At 73.0% G+C, this 15,595-nt stretch carries 13 protein-coding genes; 9 read left to right on the forward strand and 4 right to left on the reverse strand.

What is annotated here, in order from left to right; genetic code table 11:
- Window positions 1-7: 7 nt before the first annotated feature.
- Window positions 8-1,855: an exo-alpha-sialidase gene (locus tag CG719_RS33465; RefSeq protein WP_159025013.1), complete on the reverse strand. Its 1,848-nt coding sequence runs from the start codon at window positions 1,853-1,855 to the stop codon at window positions 8-10.
- A gap of 260 nt (window positions 1,856-2,115) precedes the next feature.
- On the opposite strand from CG719_RS33465, the gene CG719_RS33470 reads away from it, so the two are divergent.
- Window positions 2,116-2,994, forward strand: coding sequence for an endonuclease/exonuclease/phosphatase family protein (locus CG719_RS33470; protein ID WP_100572465.1), 879 nt, complete (start codon window positions 2,116-2,118; stop codon window positions 2,992-2,994).
- Window positions 2,995-3,284: 290 nt separating this feature from the next.
- Here CG719_RS33470 and CG719_RS33475 read toward each other — a convergent pair whose 3' ends face one another.
- Entirely contained in the window at window positions 3,285-4,007 is a 723-nt protein-coding gene (locus tag CG719_RS33475; protein ID WP_100572466.1) for a CBS domain-containing protein, read from the reverse strand.
- Between the two features lie 178 nt (window positions 4,008-4,185).
- On the opposite strand from CG719_RS33475, the gene CG719_RS33480 reads away from it, so the two are divergent.
- A complete protein-coding gene (locus tag CG719_RS33480; protein WP_100572467.1) occupies window positions 4,186-5,235 on the forward strand; it encodes an aldo/keto reductase in 1,050 nt (349 codons plus the stop codon).
- A complete protein-coding gene (locus CG719_RS33485; protein ID WP_442802765.1) occupies window positions 5,232-5,432 on the forward strand; it encodes a hypothetical protein in 201 nt (66 codons plus the stop codon). Before CG719_RS33480 ends, CG719_RS33485 begins: the two co-directional genes overlap by 4 nt.
- Window positions 5,433-5,443: 11 nt before the next feature.
- On the opposite strand, the gene CG719_RS33490 is transcribed toward CG719_RS33485, so the two are convergent.
- Both CG719_RS33490 and CG719_RS33495 read right to left on the reverse strand, forming a co-directional pair.
- The gene (locus CG719_RS33490; protein WP_100572468.1) at window positions 5,444-6,502 is read right to left on the reverse strand and encodes a P1 family peptidase; all 1,059 of its coding nucleotides are present in this window, start codon (window positions 6,500-6,502) and stop codon (window positions 5,444-5,446) included.
- Window positions 6,503-6,550: 48 nt separating this feature from the next.
- A complete protein-coding gene (locus tag CG719_RS33495) occupies window positions 6,551-8,731 on the reverse strand; it encodes an MMPL family transporter (protein ID WP_100572469.1) in 2,181 nt (726 codons plus the stop codon).
- A 209-nt stretch (window positions 8,732-8,940) separates the two neighbouring features.
- Here CG719_RS33495 and CG719_RS33500 point away from each other — a divergent pair, with 209 nt between their 5' ends.
- The 6 genes from CG719_RS33500 (at window position 8,941) to CG719_RS33530 (ending at window position 15,457) form a co-directional block, all read left to right on the forward strand.
- On the forward strand, window positions 8,941-10,065 hold the full coding sequence (locus tag CG719_RS33500; RefSeq protein ID WP_100572470.1) for a sensor histidine kinase: 1,125 nt from the start codon (window positions 8,941-8,943) through the stop codon (window positions 10,063-10,065).
- Window positions 10,062-10,724: a response regulator gene (locus CG719_RS33505; RefSeq protein ID WP_100572471.1), complete on the forward strand. Its 663-nt coding sequence runs from the start codon at window positions 10,062-10,064 to the stop codon at window positions 10,722-10,724. The genes CG719_RS33500 and CG719_RS33505 overlap by 4 nt, the downstream gene beginning before the upstream one ends.
- A 642-nt stretch (window positions 10,725-11,366) precedes the next feature.
- Window positions 11,367-12,365 carry a UbiA family prenyltransferase gene (locus CG719_RS33515; RefSeq protein WP_100572473.1) on the forward strand — a complete coding sequence of 333 codons (999 nt, stop codon included), beginning with the start codon at window positions 11,367-11,369 and terminating at the stop codon, window positions 12,363-12,365.
- Window positions 12,366-12,477: 112 nt separating this feature from the next.
- Entirely contained in the window at window positions 12,478-13,851 is a 1,374-nt protein-coding gene (locus CG719_RS33520) for an AMP-binding protein (RefSeq protein WP_100572474.1), read from the forward strand.
- 183 nt (window positions 13,852-14,034) lie between these two features.
- Entirely contained in the window at window positions 14,035-14,712 is a 678-nt protein-coding gene (locus CG719_RS33525) for a TetR/AcrR family transcriptional regulator (protein WP_100572475.1), read from the forward strand.
- Window positions 14,663-15,457: a maleylpyruvate isomerase family mycothiol-dependent enzyme gene (locus CG719_RS33530; RefSeq protein WP_100572476.1), complete on the forward strand. Its 795-nt coding sequence runs from the start codon at window positions 14,663-14,665 to the stop codon at window positions 15,455-15,457. Before CG719_RS33525 ends, CG719_RS33530 begins: the two co-directional genes overlap by 50 nt.
- Window positions 15,458-15,595 lie beyond the last annotated feature (138 nt).

The raw sequence follows: 15,595 nt of genomic DNA on the forward strand, positions 1-15,595 counted from the left end.
GGTCGGGTCAGCCCAGTTCGACGCGCTCGCCGGTGTGCCCGACCACGGTGACGGTGTCGTCAGAGGTCGAGGCCCACTCGGTCACCGGTGTGAAGTGCCCCGCGTCCAGGTCCTCCTGTGAGACGACGTGGTACGGGAAGGCGCACGTGTAGGAGGCGTGCGCCGCGAGGCCGCGCCACCGGCAGTTGCGTGAGTCGGCCGCCGGGTCGAGATCCCTGAGGTTCCCGCTCGGCACCACCGTGGTGGCCGCGTCGGACAGGTTGGTGACGGTGTAGGTGAAGACCAGCCTGTCACCGGCCTGGTAGCCGTCGTTCCGCGGGTTGGTGAGCGTGCCGCCGGTCACCTGGATGCGACCCGGTGCGTTGTCGTCGGCCGTCTTCGGCACCTCGACGGTCAAGGACCCTCGGGACGTGCGCCCCTTGGCGTCCGTGAGCGTGGCGGTCACGGGATAGGTGCCGCCGGTCGCGCCCTCGGGGACGCCGAGGGTGACGGTGACGCGCTTGGAGGAGTCCGGGAGGATCAGGTCCGGCGGCGTCAGTTCGTACGTCCAGCCCGCCGGCACCCCGAGGCTGAGGTCCTTCACGTGGAGGGCCGACCCGCTCTGGTTCGCCACCGTGAGTTCGAAGGCCGCCGTGGCACCGCGCTCGACCGTGAGGTTCCCGGCCGTCAGCGGCGCGGCGACGCCCTGGAGCCAGGCGAGGTTGAAGCGGGCGAAGCGGATGCCGCCGTTGCCGCCGTCGGGCTCGTAGAGCAGGCCGACCTTGCCGTCGGGCAGGGTCGCCAGCGTCGAGTAGGCCATGCCGGCCGGCTGGAAGACCCGTGCGACCGGCCAGGTCTCGCCGTCGTCGAAGCTCATCCGGACCGTGCCGTTGGCGCGTTGGCCGGTGGAGCCCGCGTTGGAGAAGAGCAGCACCTTGGCGCGGGCAGAGCCCTTCGGCGCGTTGGGGAAGGCGCGGACGATCGAGGCGTTGTTCGCCGGGTCGGGCAGTTCCCGGTCGATGGTCACGGTGCCGTAGGTGACGCCGCCGTCGTCGGAGATCGCGACCTTGCGGTAGCCGGAGCGGCCCGAGTCGCGGGAGTTGAGCATGACGCGGCCGTCGGAGAGCTCCACGGTCTTGTTCTCGTCCATGCCCGAACCGACCGGTTCGCCGGCCTTCCAGGTTTTTCCGTGGTCGTCGGAGTACACGGACACGGCCTGGAAGGCACCGGCGCCGTTGATGATCGTGTACTGCTGGAGCAGCCGCCCGGCGTACTTGCCGTACTTCAGCTGGATGCCCTGGCCCGACGCGGCGAACCGGGAGCGCCAGCCGAGGTCGGCGGTGACGTCCGAGGTGATGACCTCGTGCTGCCAGGTGCGGCCGTCGTCGTGGGAGACGCTGACCTCGGCGTGCAGCACGTTGCGGTCCTGGGGGTCGACGCCCGGCCGGGACCCGCCGAAGCCCTGGTCGAAGGACTTCACGTGGAAGTTGAAGATGTCGCCGGTTGAGCGGTCGACGAGGTAACTGGGATCGGAGTAGCCCTCGACGGGTGCCTGCTTCCCCCCGTGGACGACCGTCTGCGTCCCCCAGGTGGCGCCGTCGTCGGTGGAGCGGCGCTGGAGGATGGAGTTGGGGCCGGGCGCGTCGATCGCGGTGGGCCGGCCGTCGTAGGCGGCGAGGATGTCGCCGTGGTTGGTGACGGCCAGTGCCGGGATGCGGTAGTTCGGGAACCCACCCTGGCCGTTGGTCGCGAGTTGCTGCTCCGCGTAGAAGGGCTTGCCGGCCTGAGGGGGCGTGGCATCGAAGTCCGGTGCCTGCTTGGTGGCCGCGGTCGCGGGCACGCCGCTCGCCAGTGCCACGACGGTGGAGAGCCCCACCAGTCCTGCTCCCCATCGGAGCCTTCGCCGGAAGTGAGACATCGCTGTCCTATCGCTCGGAACGGCAGGGCGTCTGCCGCCGTCGCGGATCATATGACGTCTGACGTCCGACGTGAACCCTTCCGTCGGCGGCCTTCGTCGCGCTGATGTGCCCTCAGGGCCTCCACGGGCGCGGTCTCGACGCCGGCGGGGTCGTCAACCACACTCGTCCCACGGACAGTTGTGCGGCTGTCCGAGGAGACGGTGAAGGGGTCGACGGCATGAAGCCCACGTTGCGACGTCCTGTCCGGCGCGGCCTCGCCGCCGTGCTGGCCGCAACCGCCGCGCTCGCCGTGGCGGCACCGGCGACGGCCGCGGACGCCGGCACCGCCGGGTCAAGCGCCCCGGCGGTCCCGCTGCGGGTGGCGACCTTCAACATCCATGCCGGGGCGGGTGAGGACGAGGTCTTCGACCTCGACCGGACCGCGCGGGCGATACGTGAGTTGCACGCCGACGTGGTCGGGCTCCAGGAGGTCGACGTCCACTGGGGCGCCCGCAGCGACTTCGCCGACGAGGCCCGGGAGCTGGCCGGGACGCTGGGCATGCGGGTGTTCTTCGCACCCGTCTACGACATGGACCCGGCCACCGAGGGCGCCGAGCGCCGCCGGTTCGGCGTCGCCGTGCTGAGCCGTCACCCGGTGCTGGAGGCCGAGAACCACGAGATCACCCGGCTCTCCACGCAGACGCCCGATCCGGTGCCCGCCCCGGCGCCCGGCTTCGCCGAGGTGACGCTCAACGTCAGGGGTGCGCACGTACACGTCTACGACACGCACCTGGACTACCGCGGCGACCCGTCGGTCCGCAGGGCCCAGGTGGCGGACATGCTCGACGTACTCGCCGCCGACCGCGGCCCGAAGATCCTGGTCGGGGACTTCAACGCCGAGGCGAACGCACCGGAGTTGGCGCCGCTGTGGCAGCGGCTCGGGGACGCCGACCCGGACGGCGGCGGGACGTACCCGGCGGGCCGGCCCGAAAAGCGCATCGACTTCGTGGCCGTCTCCCCCGACATCACCGTGGCCGCTGCCGGGGAGGTCGCCACGGAGGCGTCCGACCACCGCCCCGTCGTCGCGGACCTGGAGCTCCACGGGCGCGGTCGCTGAAACCCCCGGCCCTCCGCCCCTGAGACGGTGGCGGCCAGGGCGCCGAGCCCGTCACCCGTTGCTCCAGCCGCCCGGGGAGCCACCCGGGTCCGGGCGACGAGGGCGGCGTACGGGTCGGGCTCGCGCCGAGCGGCCGCGGCGACGACGCCGACCCGCCGCTGAGCGCGCTGGACGGCCTCGCCCGCCGACCGGCGGGGCTCCGCGTCACGGGCGCCGGCCTCGCCGAGGTCGGCTCCGGTGTGCTGCGGTCCGGCCGACGGCGGTGTCCGCCGACGCGTCGACCGACCGGCTCACCGCCGGCTTCCGAGGCGGAGCCGGGGCGGTGACAGGACCCACGACGGGCCGTGCCCACCGCCCGGCGCCGCGCCCACGCCGGCCTCCGGATGTGCCGAACCACCTTGTACGGCGGGAGTGTTGACTGTGTCGTCCCGGTCGAAGCCGAGCCGGTTCACCACCTCGACCACGCCGTCGACGCTGTCGCACAGCCGCACGGTGACCGGGATCAGGCTCTTGCGCTCCACCGTCCCGCTGAGCGTGACCCGGCCCTCGGCGACTTCGACCGCGAGCGCGGACGGACGCAGGCCCAGCGTCCGGACGATGACGTCCTCCAGGATCTCCTCCTGAATGGCGCGGTCCCGGCGGAGGAACAGCCGCACCAGGTCGCGGCGGCTGATCACACCGATCAGCCGGCCGTCGCCGTCCACCACCGGCAGGCGCTTGACCCTGTGCCGCTCCATGGCCCGCGCGGCACGCACGGCGTGCCAGCCGGGCTCCGCGACCACGGCGGGGCTCGTCATCAGCTCCCCCGCGTTCCTGCCCACGCCGCCGCACGTCTGCCTGCGCAGCAGGTCCGCCTCGGACACCACCCCGATCGGCCGCTCCTCGTCGTCGACCACCGGGACGGCGGTGACGTCGTACTCGTCGAGGACGCGTGCGATCTCCTTGAACGCCGTGCCCGGTCGCACGCTCACGGCGGTGGGGCACATCAACTCGCCCACACTGCGTCGTCTCATCACTCAGCGCCCTTCCTGTCACTCCCCAGTCCACCGCACGCGCTCCCGTCCCGCTGCGGCCGAACAGCCCACGGCGGGAGCCCGAACGTCCCTTCGCCCGTGGCCCGCGCTTGCCTTGGAGCGGACTCCAATCCGTAGGGTCGGCCCACCCAAGTGGACGCCGTCCAAGGAGAGTCGTATGCGCCACCGCGTTCTGGGCGGGACCGGCATCGAGGTCAGCCCCTACTGCCTCGGCACCATGATGTTCGGATTCGTGGGCAACGCCAACCACGACGAGTGCGTCCGGATCGTCCACGCCGCGCTGGACGAGGGGATCAACTTCGTCGACACCGCCGACATGTACTCCGCCGGAGAGTCGGAGACGATCGTCGGCAAGGCGCTGAAGGGCCGGCGCGACGACGTGGTGCTCGCGACCAAGGTCCACTTCCCCATGGGGGACGGCCCCAACCGCGGTGGCAACTCACGGCGCTGGATCGTCCGGGAGGTGGAGGACAGTCTGCGGCGGCTGGGAACGGACTGGATCGACCTGTACCAGGTGCACCGGCCGGACCACACGACCGACATCGAGGAGACGCTCTGGGCCCTCACCGATCTTGTGCGGCAGGGCAAGATCAGAGCGTTCGGCTGCTCCACCTTCCCCGCCGACGAGATCGTCGAGGCGTACCACGTGGCCGGCCGGCGGGGCCTCCAGCGGTTCCGCACCGAACAGCCGCCGTACTCGCTGCTGACCCGCGGCGTCGAGAGGCATGTACTGCCGGTGGCGCAGCGGCTGGGCATGGGGGTGCTGACCTGGAGTCCGCTGGCCTCCGGGTTCCTGACCGGCCGCTACCGCAAGGACCGGGCTCTCGATCTGAGCAGCGGGCGCCCCACCCTGCACCCCGACCGTTTCGATCCGGCGGCGCCGCGTACGGCGGCGAAGCTGGAGATCGTCGAGCAGCTCGTCGAGCTGGCCGAGGAAGTGGGCTGCTCTCTGCCGGAGTTGGCCGTCGCCTTCCCGCTCGCCCATCCGGCCGTCACATCGGTGATCATCGGTCCGCGCACGATGGGGCAGTTGCACAGCACGCTCAAGGGCAGGTCCGTGGCGCTGGACGACGCCGTACTCGACCGGATCGACGAGATCGTGCCGCCCGGGACCGACGTGTACCCCCCGGACGGCGTCTGGACTCCGCCGTCCCTCGCCGAACCGGCGCTCAGGCGGCGCCCGGCCGGGTCCCGGTCCGCCGTGTGACGCCCGGCCGCACCGGTTTCCGCACCGGCCCGATGGTGAAGCCGCTCGCCGGCACGGACATCTCCTGGATCGTCGGCCTGGCCGTACCCGCCTTCCTCTACTGGCTCACGGCGCGCCGGGACACCGCCGTACCGGACCGCATGATCCTCACCACCGAACCGGGGACGAGGACCGGCTCCCCCTCCCCCACCCCCTGACACGAGGCCGGTCAGAGCGCGGGGGTGTTGAGGGCGTCCAGCAGCCGGTCCGCGGGCAGGGCCGGCAGGGTGCGGCCGCCGAAGCCCGTGGTCGTGGTCGCGGCCAGCAGGGAGTTGAGTACCGCCTCCTCGACGGCGTCGAGGACGGCCTCGAAGAGGGGCCCCAGTTCGTCGTCCGCCACCGGGGCCGCCTGCGGTCGCGTGCCGAAGGCGATGGCGTAGTCGCCGCTGCCGTGGCTGTAGGCCGCGCCCGTGCGGGCCAGGGCGAACACGGCCCGCCGGGCGACACGGGTGAGCTGCCGCGCGTCGACGGGGGCGTCCGTGGCCACCACGATCATGCAGGAGCCGGTCTCCGCCGCGGGCGCCGGGCCGCCGGTCAGGCCCACGGACCGCGGGGTGACGCGGCGGCCGAGCACCCGCAGCGTGCCGCCGAAGTTCGCCTGCACCAGGACCCCGGCCGTGTACGGCCGGCCCGCAAGGGCGGGTGTGCGCGAGGCGGTTCCGATCCCCGCCTTGAAGCCCAGGGCGCCCGTTCCGGTGCCCGCGCCGACGCAGCCCTCGGCCACCGGACCGCCGGACGCCCCGTCGAGCGCGGCCCGGACGTGCTCCTCGTGCACCGGCCGCGCCCGGATGTCGGACAGGAAGCCGTCGTTGCACTCGCCCACGACCGGGTTGAGGCTCCGCACCTCACCGCATCCGGGCTGTTCGAGCATCCACCCGACGAGGGCGTCGGCGACCCGGAACGCCGACAGGGTGGAGGTGAGCAGCACCGGCGTCTCCAGCGCGCCGAGTTCGGTGACCTGGGTGGTGCCGATGAGCTTGCCGTAGCCGTTGCCGGTGAACACCCCCGCGGGCAGCGGCGCGTGGGGAGCGACGTCACCGGGCACGACGGCGGTCACCCCGCTGTGCACGTCGGGAGGACGCCGGACGGTGGCGTGCCCGACCCGGACGCCCGGAACGTCGGTGATCGCGTCGAGGGGACCGGTGCCGCCCCGCCCGAAGACGATGCCGAGATCACGGGCCCGAGGCCGGGCGCCCTGTGCCGGCCGCACGTGAGCCATGGGTTCCATGGGACCGGACGCTACGTCATGCACGGCAGGCCACCCGGCGGCGGGCGGTCAGACCCGGGTCTCCTCCCCGATCCGGCTGTCCGGAGCCGTCGTCGTCTTCCCGGTCCGGCGGCCGGGCATCCACCAGTTGGTGTCCCCGCACAGTTCCATGACCGCGGGAACGAGGATCAGCCGGATGACGGTGGCGTCGACGAGGACGGCGACGGCCATGCCCAGGCCTCCCTGTTTGACGGCGACGTCGGGGCCGAGCAGGGAGGTCGTGAAGACGGCGACCATGATGGCGGCGGCGGCCGTGATGACCTTGGCGGTCCGTGCCATCCCGCGTGCGACGGCCGTACGGGTGTCGCCGGTGCGCTCGTACTCCTCGCGGACCCGCGAGATCAGGAAGACCTCGTAGTCCATCGACAGGCCGAACAGCACCGGGAAGATCATCATCGGCACCCAGGTCGTGACCGGCATCGCGGTGGGGAAGCCGAGGGCCGGGCCCAGCCATCCCCACTGGACGACCGCGACGAGCACGCCGTAGGCGGCGCCGATCGCCAGCAGGTTCATCACGGCGGCCTGGAGCGCGATGGTGACCGACCGGACCAGCGCGATCAGCAGCACCAGGGACAGCGCGATGACGACCGCGATCATCAGGGGCAGGCGCGAGCCGATGTCCTCGGCCGTGTCGATCGTGACGGCGTTCGGGCCGCCGACATGGACCGCCGCACCGCCGGGCGCCTTCGGCAGCACGTCGTCGCGGAGCCGGTGGACCAGGTCCGCGGTCGCCTTGTCCTGGTATCCGGTCCTGGGGAAGGCCATGAGGAGCGCGGCCTGCCCGTCCTCGCTGACCTGGGGCGGCGTGGCATAGGCGATGCCCTCGGTCCCGGCGACGGCTTCGGCGACGGCACGCAGGTCGCTGTGATGGGGACCGGCCTCGGTGGCGAGGATCAGGGGAGCGGCGTAGCCGGGCCCGAAGCCCTCGGAGAGGATCTTGTACGAGGTGTAACTGCTCCTGTCACGGGGCTGGACACTGGCGTCGGGGTTGCTCAGCCGCATCGACAGCGTGGGGGCGGCCAGCACCAGCAGGACCGCGCCGGCCAGTACCGCGGCGGCCAGCGGCCTGCGCTGCACCACGCCGGCCCAGCGCTCGGCGAGCGTACGGCGCTCCCGCGCCGGGGCACCGTCGGCCCCGCTGCGCCGGAACGTACGACGGGGCAGGCGCAGCGCGTTGATCCTGTGCCCGGTGAAGCCCAGGAACGCGGGCAGCAGGGTCACCGCGGCGATCATGGTCACCAGCACGATCACCGACGTGGCGACGGCCACTCCGGTCATCAGCCGCTGTCCCATGACCATCAGACCCAGCAGCGCGATCACGACGGTCGTGCCGGCGAACAGGACCGCGTGGCCGGCCGTGGTGATGGCCTTGACCGTGGCGGTCTCGGGCGTGTCGCCGGCCTGGAGGCCGTCCTTGTAGCGGGTCACGATGAACAGCGCGTAGTCGATGCCGACGCCGAGCCCGATCATCGCGGCCAGGATCGCGGTGAAATCGGGTGCGGGGACCAGATGGGCCACCAGCTTCGTCAGGGCGAGGCCCGCGACGATCGCCGGCAGCGCGGTCACGATCGGCAGGCCCATCGCCACCAGTGACCCGAAGGCGATGAACAGGATCACCGCGGCGGCCACGATGCCCACGCTCTCGGACGAGCCCTGCGGGGGTGTCTCGGCCTTCTCCGCCATCTGTCCGCCGAGCCCCAGCGTCACGCCGTCCCCGGAGGCCTCCTTGACCAGGCTCACCAGGGGCTCGACCTCGGTCTTCTGCACGTCCTTGACGGTCAGCGGGATGGTCGTACGGGCGATGCGGCGGTCCTTCGTCACCAGGTTCTCGTCCTGGTACGGCGAGGTCACCGGTCCCGTCACGGGTGAGGCGTCCAGATCGGCGATGACCTTCTGGATCCTCTGCCGGGCGGCCGGGTCGTCGATGCCCTTGTCCGCCTTGATCGCGAGGGTCAGCGTGTCCCCCTGCCGCTCGGGGAAGTGCTTCTCGATCAGCGCCTGCGCCTTGGCGGAGTCGGAGCTTCCGCCGGAGAAGTCGTTGTCGGGGGCGGCGCCGTAACCGAAGCCGGCGAACGCCACGGCGATCACGCCCGCGATCCAGGCCAGGAGCACCAGGCGGCGCCGCCGGTAGCAGAACCGGGCCAGTGCCGCCAGGGCTCCTTCCTTACGGGGGTTGTCGGTTGCCGTCATCTTCTCCTCCTGCGACTGGACGTCGCCCGATCATGTCCGCCGGACCCACCGTCGAACGTCCCCCGGGCGCAGGCACTTCGGGCTGCCGCCGACGGCGCACGCGGCCACGGCGGATACCGCGGACGCCGCCCCTCTACCACGGGCGCGGTAGTCGGACGCTCGTCCGTGAGCGGGACCCGACCGCGGCGCCGTCCGGCTAGGGTGCGCCCATGGACAGAGGACGGTTCGGTGTCCCGGCCGGTGCCGGGGACTGGGCGATCGCCGTCGGTGTGGCGGGGGCGCTGCTGGCCACCGGGCTGTCCGGGCGGCAACCGGCCGGCGACCCCGGTCTGTTCGGCTGCGCGCTGCTGGTGGCCGGTGGCCTGGCGCTGGCCGCCCGCCGCCGGGCCCCGCTGCCGGTGCTGGCCGTCACCGGACTGTGCGCGGTGGGTTATCAGGCGGCGGGTTTCGATGTGCCCGCCGTCGCCTACCTGTTCGCCGTGTACGCCGCCGTGCGGGCGGGTCACCGCACCGCCACGGTGGTGGCGAGCGTCGCGATGCTGGCCGCTCTCCCCCTGGCGGCCCTGGTCTCGCTGCACGACACCGGTGAGGCGTTCGCGCGGGCCCGCGGCGCCCTGGAGGTGGCCTGGCTGATCGCGGCCGGTGCGGCGGGCGAGGCACTGCGGCAGGCCGAGCGGCGGGCGGACGAGGCGGAGCGCACCCGGGAGGAGACCGCGCGGCGCCGCGCCGACGAGGAACGGCTGCACATCGCACGGGAGTTGCACGATTCGCTCACCCACCAGATCTCGATCATCAAGGTGCAGGCCGAGGTCGCCGTCCATGTGGCCCGCAGGCGCGGCGAGCAGGTGCCGGCGTCCCTGCTGGCGATCCAGGAGGCCGGACGTGAGGCGAGCCGGGAGCTGCGCGCGACCCTGGAGGCGCTGCGCGACGACGACACGGCCCCGCCGCGCGGCCTCGACCACGTACCGGAGTTGGTGGAACGGGCCCGTGCGATCGGCCTGGACGCGACGCTGACCATCAGAGGGCGACGGCACGACGTGCCCGCCGCGGTGGACCGGACCGTCTACCGGATCGTGCAGGAGTCGCTCACCAACATCGCCCGGCATGCCGCCGCGGACTCGGCGTCGGTCCGGATCGACTGCCGTCCGGACGCGCTGACGATACGCGTCGACGACGACGGCAGGGCCACACGGGAGACCACCCCGACGCCCGGCGTCGGGCTGCTCGGGATGCGGGAGCGCGTCACCGCACTCGGGGGCCGGCTGCGGGCCGAGCCGCGCGTCGAAGGGGGCTTCACCGTCCAGGCCGAACTCCCCGTGGAGCAGGCGTCGTGATCCGTGTCCTGCTCGTCGACGACCAGCCGCTCCTGCGCAGCGGATTCCGCGCGCTGCTCGACCTGGAGGGCGACATCGAGGTGGTGGCCGAGGCCGGTGACGGGCGGGAGGGCCTGGCCCTGGTCCGGGAGCACCTGCCCGACATCGCGCTCGTCGACATCCGGATGCCGGTCCTCGACGGCATCGAGGTGACCCGGCACATCGCCGCGGACCCCGCGCTGTCCGGGGTGCATGTCGTCATCCTGACCAACTACGGCCTGGACGAGTACGTTCTGGACGCGCTGCGCGCGGGCGCGGCCGGGTTCCTCGTCAAGGACATCGTGCCGGAGGACTTCCTGCACGCGGTGCGTGTCGCCGCGCGGGGCGACGCCCTGCTCGCGCCGTCGATCACCCGCAAGCTGATCAGCCGGTACGTCACCCAGCCGCTCGACGCGGAAGCCGGCCCGGGGCTCAAGGAGTTGACCAACCGCGAGCGCGAGGCCGTGGCCCTGGTCGCGCAGGGGCTGTCCAACGACCAAATCGCCGACCGCATGGTGATCAGCCCGATGACCGCGAAGACCCATGTCAACCGGGCCATGGTCAAGCTCCATGTCCGCGACCGCGCCCAACTCGTCGTCCTCGCCTACGAGTCCGGACTGGTCACTCCTCGGAGCCGCTGACCGCGTCCGTCCGGCTCGCGGGGCCCGGCCACCGCGGGAGTGCCGGCGGGAACGAACCGCACCCCCTTACACACCTCCGCGCCTTTCCCACCCGCCGGGGCCCGGGGGCCGGGCGGGTCCAGCGGCTCGTCCACGGCCGTCACCACCCTGCGCCGTGCACCGGGCCGCCGCGGGCCCCGGAGGCCGACGGGCCGCGCGCCTCCGACCGGGCGAGCAGGGTCACTCCGCACAGTGAAACCTGTGCGCCCGCGGAACCGGCCGTCCCGGCGGGAAACCCTGGCCGTACGGCTGGGATGCCGCAGTGCGGCCAGGAACGGAGCCGGCACGGAGAGCGAGATGACAATTGCGCAATGTGATCTTCTGTGTGTGTCGTCGGGCAGCGGGCCCGAGACGTCCGAGGAGATTTCATGCACGGATCCGCTGTCGCCGACCGGCGGTTCGGCGCTGACAGTGCCCTGACGGCCCATGGGATCCCGGGCAGGACAGGCGACTGCGGCGCTTCGGGGTCGCGGACGGGCAGCACGCTGCCGTCGGTCCGGGCGGCCGCGGAGCGGACCACGCTCGCCGGGGCCGGTTTCGTCCCGGCTGCACCGTTGCTCCGCGCTCCGCGGACGCCCGACGCCACGACCACAGGGAGCGTCCATGACCAGTGACCTCAACACCGGAACCGAAGCGAAGCCGCCACCCCGGGAGGCCGGCGTCCGCCCCGGCCGGCGACCGGGGGCCCGGCTGTCCTCCTACCTGCGGCCGGCCAGGCTCGGCATGGTCGACTACTACCTCAGCGTGGCCGTCGTCCTGTCACTGCTCCCCACCTCCCGGCAAGGGCTCGACGGGGCGTCGCTGCTGACGTCGGCCGCGTTCCTGCTGGGCGAGGTGTGCCTGGTGGCGGCGGCCGTCGCGTTCGACGACGCCACCGGCCACCGGGACGGAAGCGACGCCGTCACCTACGGCCCGGACGCGCCCGCGCGGGCACTGGCAGGCAAGCCCCTGCCGGCCGGAACGCTCACCGAGACGGCCGCGATCCGCTTCGCCGGTTGCGCACTCGTCGCCGGGGCTCTGTGCTGGGCGGCGGCGCTGTTCTGGGCGCCGCACCGCCCGTTGTGGGCCGTGCTCGCGCTCGTGGCCACGGCCGTCGTCGTCCCGCAGTACTCCTGGGGCCTGCGGCTCAGCCACCGGGGCTTCCAGGAAGTGTTCCTCGCCGTGGTCGGCTGGGCCTTCGTGCTGCCGCTGTTCGGCCTGCTCAGCGGAAAGGCCGGCGGGCTCGCCGCCGTGGAGGCGTTCCTGTTCGGGCTGGGTCCGCTCCTGTTCGGCGTGTACTCCAACACCCACGATGCCGAAGCCGACCGCGCGGCGGGCCGGCCGACCGTCGCGTGCCTGCTGTCCCCCCGCGGCAACCGTCTGTTCATCGGGGCGCTCTCGGTGGTCGAGACCACCGTGATCGTCACCGCCCCGCTGCTGGGCCTCGCCCCGTGGTGGTTCCCGCTCGCCTTCGTCCCGCTGAAGGCGACCCGCGCCCGGCAGTTCACGGTCGGCATGGTGCGCGGAGACATTCTGCGCGGCCGGCTGCTCGGCATCCGGGCCCACCGGCTCCTGGTCGTCACGCTGGTGGCGGTCAACCTCCTGGTCGCCGGCTCCGCCTGAGCCGGAAAGGCGGCGCGGGGACCGGAGCCGGCGTCCCGCGCCCCGCCCGACCCGCCGCATCTCACCTTCCTTCAACTCCCGTGCGTGTGAAGTGACTCCACGGAGGTACCCGATGAAGCTCCCCGCCCCCGGAAGGTTCTTCGACGTCCTGGCCGACCGCGGCACCGGGACGACGGTCCATCTGAGCCGGCCGCTGGACATCGCGGACGACGGCCGGACGACGTACGACCTCCCTGACCTGGCCCGGTTGGTGAGCCAGGCCGCGGGCTGGCTGGAGGGGCTGGGCGTGGCGCCGGGCGACCGGGTCGCCGTGATCAAACCCAACCACTGGGACTACGTCCTGCTCGCCTGCGCCGCCGCCCGCATCGGCGCGGTGCCCGCGCTGATCTCCGACCGCCTCCCGGCGGAGACGCTCCAGGTGCTGCTCAAGCGCCTGGACGCCACCGCGCTGGTCACCACCGCGGTCACGCTGGCGGCCGCGCGCGGCGCGGAGACCGACCTCACCGCCTTCACCCGCCGCACCCTCACCCTGGACGCCCCGGCACCGGGCGCGATCACGCTCGCGGACGTGCGCGGCCACCGGACACCGTCGCCCCGCCCCCGCCCGGACGACCTGACCCTGGCCATCATGCACACCTCGGGAACCACCGGGATCCCCAAGCTGGTCCGGCACTCCGCCCGGACGCTGATCCACCGGATCGCCGCCGCCGAGGTACGCCGCCTGCCCCTGGTGTCCACCCGACGTGACGACACCGTCGCCCAGGCGGCGTCGTACGCGCACGGGCGGGGCCTCGCCTGGACGATCAGCGTGCTGTGGCTCGCCCCGCGCGCTGCGGTGATCCTGGACGGCTGCGACCTCCGGCTCGCCGAACCCGTCCTGCGCGCCCATCCGCCGACCGTGCTGGAGGCCGCGCCCTCGGCCTTCGTACGCTGGCAAGCGCTGGCGAGAGAGCCGGACACCCCGTTCCACGACGTCCGGCTCTACATCAACACCTTCGACGCCGTCCACCCGCCCACGGTACGGACGTTCCTGACCGCGACCCGGCGCCGGCTGCCGCTGTGGGTGCAGGTCTGGGGACAGTCCGAGACCGGGCCGCTCACCTTCCGCTGTCTGACGCGCAGGTCCGTACGCGCGATCGGCGAGCGCCACCCCACCACCCGTGACCTGGGGCGGAGCGTGCCCGGCAGGACCGGGCTGCGTGTGGTGGACCCGGCGACCCTCCAGCCGCTGGGGCGGGGCAGGGCAGGTCTGGTGCAGGCGCGCACCCGGACGCTGTGCGCCGGATACGTCAGCGAAGCGGAGCGGATGCGCGCCAAGTTGTCCGGGCCCTGGTTCACCACCGGGGACCTCGGGCTCATCACCCGCTCCGGCCGGCTGCTGCTGCTCGACCGCGAGGTGGACACGATCCCCGACGGCCTCCGGTCCGGCCTGCGCCTTTCAGCCGGCCCGAGCCGGCCGCTCCGTGCGAGTGCTCGAGGCGGATGACCAGCCGCCGGGCCTGCCGGAGGCGAGGCCGCCGTCCCCTCGGCCGAGATCGTCACGCCACCGGATCCTGTCCGCCGACGCGCGCCGAGGTCTCTGCTTTCCCCGCCGCGTCCTGGGTGATCGCGCAATCACAGAACTGACGGGGTATTGACTCCCCTACACCTATTAGGGTTTCTTAAGGGTATGAGGGAGGACCGGAGACTGCGTCGGCGCAACGAAACCGTGCGGGAGATCCTCGACACCGCGCTCGAGGTGATGGCGGAAGAAGGCGTCGCCGCGCTGAGCATGTCCGAGGTGGCCCGGCGGATGGGGATGCGGCCGCCCTCGCTCTACCAGTACTTCCCGTCCAGGACGGCCGTCTACGACGCCCTGTTCGAGCGGGGGATGCGGGAGACGGTCGGTGTCCTGGAGCCGTACCGGGACATGCTGTCCCGCGATCCGCGCGGTGCCCTCCTGGCGGGCCAGCAGGCCACCGTCGCCTGGGCGATGGCCCATCCGGTGCTGGCACAACTGCTGTACTGGCGGCCCGTACCCGGATTCGAACCGACCCCGCGGGCCTTCGAACCCGCGGTGCGGCAACTGGAACTCCTGCGGGACGCCCTCCGGGCCGCCGTGCGCGCCGGGCAGCTGTCGCCCGCCGCCGCCGACGAGGAGGGGGTGGCCCTGTGCACGGCGCTGATGGCGGGCGTGATCAGCCAGCAGCTCGCCAACGAGCCGTCCGCGCGGGTCGAGGAGGGGCGCTTCACCCGGCTCACCCGGACGGCGATGGACATGTTCTTCCACTTCTACGCCCCCAAGGAGGGCGAGAGCGATGACGCAGACCTACGGGGAGGCCGCACGCCTGCCGCAGACCGACCGTGACCAGTCGGCCGCGGTCGCCGAAGCGGAAGGCCGAGCCGCCATGGCCGTACTGGAGAAGCTGGGTGACGACGACTGGCACCGTCCCACCGACTGCGTGGAGTGGGACGTGCGCACCCTGGTCTCCCACCTCGTCGCCCAGTGCGAGGACAACATCTCCCTGGCCACCATGGCGCGCAGGGAGATCACGGGCAGGCTGCGCCATCCTGGCATGGGCCCTGTCGACGCCCACATGGCCGCGCAGGTCGCCGACCACACCACCGCGTCCGGACCGGAGTTGACCAAGCGGTTCGGGCTGCTGTGGCCCCGCGCCGCACGGGCGCGACGGCGCCGCCCGGGACTGCTGCGGCGCGCCAGGATCGACACCGGTGTGGCCGCGGCGCCCCGGATGTCCGTCGGCCACCTGCTCGACACCGTCTACAACCGCGACCTGTGGATGCACCGCATCGACCTGACCCGGGCCACGGGACAGTCCCTCGTGGTGGGCGAGCACGACCGGCTCATCGTCGAGCAGGTGATCCGCGACCTTGCCCTGGCCTGGTCCGGGGCACCCGTCGCGCTGGAGCTGACCGGGCCCGCCGGGGGCGCGTGGCTGCTCGGCTCGGGCGAGCCGGCGTCGGTCGTCCGGGCGGACGCCGTCGCCTGTCTGCGCGCCCTGGCCGGACGCGATCCGGACGTGCCGCTGGAACTGGTCCGGGGAGCGGATACGGCGCTCGCGGCCGTCCGCCGGGCCCGGGTCGTCTTCTGATCCGCCGTCGGGCGCCCTGGGAGCAGGCCCGGACGGAACCGTGGAACGGCGTTGTGCCGGTGCCGCCCGGGCCGCGCGCCTTCGTGGCCGCGGCGCCGGGGCGCCGGGGGTGCCGGGGGTGCCGGGGCGCCGGGGGCG

This window comes from Streptomyces sp. CB01373 (assembly GCF_002803075.1).
In the GTDB taxonomy this organism is placed as follows: domain Bacteria; phylum Actinomycetota; class Actinomycetes; order Streptomycetales; family Streptomycetaceae; genus Streptomyces.

Bases quoted from the DNA above. Each gene is read 5' to 3' on its own strand.
- CG719_RS33470 (WP_100572465.1), top strand. From the start codon at position 2,116: ATGAAGCCCACGTTGCGACGTCCTGTCCGGCGCGGCCTCGCCGCCGTG.
- CG719_RS33475 (WP_100572466.1), bottom strand. From the start codon at position 4,007: ATGAGACGACGCAGTGTGGGCGAGTTGATGTGCCCCACCGCCGTGAGC.
- CG719_RS33480 (WP_100572467.1), top strand. From the start codon at position 4,186: ATGCGCCACCGCGTTCTGGGCGGGACCGGCATCGAGGTCAGCCCCTAC.
- CG719_RS33490 (WP_100572468.1), bottom strand. From the start codon at position 6,502: ATGGAACCCATGGCTCACGTGCGGCCGGCACAGGGCGCCCGGCCTCGG.
- CG719_RS33495 (WP_100572469.1), bottom strand. From the start codon at position 8,731: ATGACGGCAACCGACAACCCCCGTAAGGAAGGAGCCCTGGCGGCACTG.
- CG719_RS33500 (WP_100572470.1), top strand. From the start codon at position 8,941: ATGGACAGAGGACGGTTCGGTGTCCCGGCCGGTGCCGGGGACTGGGCG.
- CG719_RS33515 (WP_100572473.1), top strand. From the start codon at position 11,367: ATGACCAGTGACCTCAACACCGGAACCGAAGCGAAGCCGCCACCCCGG.
- CG719_RS33520 (WP_100572474.1), top strand. From the start codon at position 12,478: ATGAAGCTCCCCGCCCCCGGAAGGTTCTTCGACGTCCTGGCCGACCGC.
- CG719_RS33525 (WP_100572475.1), top strand. From the start codon at position 14,035: ATGAGGGAGGACCGGAGACTGCGTCGGCGCAACGAAACCGTGCGGGAG.
- CG719_RS33530 (WP_100572476.1), top strand. From the start codon at position 14,663: ATGACGCAGACCTACGGGGAGGCCGCACGCCTGCCGCAGACCGACCGT.